Here is a 1,209-nt window from a genome sequence, read left to right as displayed (position 1 = left end):
CACCCGTCACTCTCATCGATATCGGGCTCTGGCATGCCCACCTCGGCGAATGCTAAGGACTTTGAGCGGTGTTATCGGGCGGTGGACAGCCGTGACCAGCGGTTCGACGGGTGGTTCTACACGGGCGTGACGTCTACCGGGATCTACTGCCGGCCGTCCTGTCCGGCCGTGACGCCGAAGCGGCACAACGTCCGGTTCTTTCCCTCGGCGGCGGCTGCTCAGGGTGCCGGGTTGCGGGCCTGTCGACGGTGTCGACCGGACGTCTCCCCCGGTTCGCCGGAGTGGGACGTCCGCGCGGACGTGGTGGGTCGGGCGATGCGGTTGATCGCCGACGGGGTGGTGGATCGGGACGGGGTGCCCGGGTTGGCTGCCCGGCTCGGGTACACCGAGCGGCACCTGCACCGGATGCTCCGGGCCGAACTCGGTGCCGGTCCGTTGGCGCTGGCCCGCGCGCAGCGGGCGCAGACCGCCCGTACCTTGATCGAGAGCACCGAGCTGGGTCTGGCCGAGATCGCCTTCGCCGCCGGGTTCGGCAGCGTCCGGCAGTTCAACGACACGATCCGCGAGGTGTACGGGGTACCTCCGTCGCAGCTTCGGGCCCGTCGGCGTACGGCGCTCGGCGGGTCGGGCACGATCACCTTGCGGTTGGCGTACCGCCCACCGTTGCACGCTCCCGCGCTGCTGGAATTTCTGGCGCTGCGCACCCTGCCGGGGGTCGACGAGGTCCGGGACGGGACGTACCGCCGGGGTTTGCGGTTGCCGCACGGCACCGGCGCGGTGGCACTGACCCCGGCGGACGGGCATGTCGCGGCCACCCTGCGGCTGACCGATCTGCGTGACCTGGCACCGGCCGTGGCCCGCTGCCGGCACCTGCTCGACCTCGACGCGGACCCGGTCGCCGTCGACCAGACCCTCAGCGCCGATCCTGCCCTGGCCGCCGCCGTGGCCGCCGAACCCGGGGTACGCGTGCCCCACGCCGTCGACGGCTTCGAAATGGCCGTCCGCGCCATCACCACCCAACAGGTCTCCCTCACCTCCGCCCGCACCACCCTCACCCACCTCCTCACCACCCTCCACGCCCTCCGCACCCCCGCCCGCGACGGTGTTGATCAAGAGGTTTGCGTCGGGGATGGCGCTCAGGAAGACGCAAACCTCTTGATCAACGGAGCGGAGGAGGATTTCGTCGGGGCGGAGGGGGGTTCGTCGGGG

At 71.2% G+C, this 1,209-nt stretch carries 1 protein-coding gene; it reads left to right on the top strand.

Annotation, left to right across the window (positions count from 1 at the left end):
- Positions 1-33: 33 nt before the first annotated feature.
- Positions 34-1,209 (top strand): bifunctional transcriptional activator/DNA repair enzyme AdaA (locus C1A38_RS30375; protein ID WP_233197119.1); only part of this gene is annotated, 1,176 nt, incomplete at its 3' end.

The sequence above is a fragment of the Verrucosispora sp. ts21 genome, assembly GCF_002879555.1.
Lineage (GTDB): Bacteria > Actinomycetota > Actinomycetes > Mycobacteriales > Micromonosporaceae > Micromonospora > Micromonospora gifhornensis.
Note: the sequence above shows the minus strand (reverse complement) of the source record. Positions and strands in the feature narration are given on the sequence as shown.